Raw genomic sequence first — 1,030 nt, 5'->3', positions numbered from 1 at the left:
GGCGCGGGTGCCGCGGCCGGCGCCTCGGTCCGGAACGCCGGCGCCGGTGCGGGCGCTGCCGGCCGCGTGAAGGCGCTCGCGAGGTCTTCCATGCGCACGTTCATGCCGCGCAAGGTCGACAGCGTCATCTTCTGCACTTCGAGCGCCTGGATCGTCGCCTTGAGCGCATGGCCATTCTGCTCGAGCCAGTACTGAACGGTCTTGAGCTCCTGGATGCGCTTGTCGACCTCCTCGACGCTCAGCGTCGGCGCCACCCAGTTCGACAGGCTCGGCAGCCCTGGCACGGCGCTGGGCGTGGTGCTCCCGCCAGCCAGATTCTTCAGGAAGTCGAAACCCGGAACGAACTGACTGAAGGCGAAAGGCTTGCTGGCGTCGCTCATGGGGGGTGCTCCGGAAGTGTGTTTCTTGTGCAGGCAGCTTACTCCAAGCGTCCACGCTTTTGGGCTTGCCGATGGCATCAGGGACTCGCCATCGAGGCCCGGCTTGTGGACAATGGCCGACCAGACACAGAAAGTCACATGTCCATCTTCCACCTCGCCTTCCACGTGCGCGACCTCGACGAAGCCAGGCGCTTCTACGGCGGCGTGCTCGGCTGCGCCGAAGGCCGCAGCACCGACACCTGGGTCGACTTCGACTTCTTCGGCCACCAGATCTCGCTGCACCTCGGCGAGCCCTTCGCCACCGCGCGCACCGGCCGCGTGGGGGACGCGATGGTACCGATGCCGCACTTCGGCATCGTGCTCGAACTGCCCGCCTGGCGCCAACTCGCCGCGCGCCTGGAGGCGGCCGGGGTCGACTTCGTGCTGAAGCCGCAGGTGCGCTTCGAGGGGCAGCCCGGCGAGCAATGGACGATGTTCTTCTGCGATCCCTTCGGCAATCCGATCGAGGCCAAGGGCTTCAGGTCGCTCGACACCGTATACGACGCATGAGCCTTTCGGCCGCGGCACCCCAGCCATCGACGCGCCAGCGCTTCGCCGCGGCGGCCGTGCTGCTGCTGTTCGCCTGCGGCACGGCGCACGCGGTGCAGGAC

At 67.7% G+C, this 1,030-nt stretch carries 2 protein-coding genes; one reads left to right on the top strand and one right to left on the bottom strand.

Annotated elements, in window-relative coordinates; genetic code table 11:
* Positions 1–380 (bottom strand): PhaM family polyhydroxyalkanoate granule multifunctional regulatory protein (locus tag AC1D2K_RS35130; RefSeq protein WP_478095098.1); only part of this gene is annotated, 380 nt, incomplete at its 3' end.
* Positions 381–518: 138 nt separating this feature from the next.
* Between AC1D2K_RS35130 and AC1D2K_RS35125 the strand changes: the two genes are divergently transcribed.
* On the top strand, positions 519–929 hold the full coding sequence (locus AC1D2K_RS35125; protein WP_478095097.1) for a VOC family protein: 411 nt from the start codon (positions 519–521) through the stop codon (positions 927–929).
* The last annotated feature ends 101 nt before the right edge of the window (positions 930–1,030 follow it).

It is taken from the genome of Variovorax sp. P1_H12_2 (assembly GCF_056405335.1).
This window is presented reverse-complemented; position numbering and strand designations above follow the sequence as displayed.

Coding starts and splice junctions, on each gene's coding strand:
- AC1D2K_RS35125 (WP_478095097.1), top strand. CDS start 519: ATGTCCATCTTCCACCTCGCCTTCCACGTGCGCGACCTCGACGAAGCC.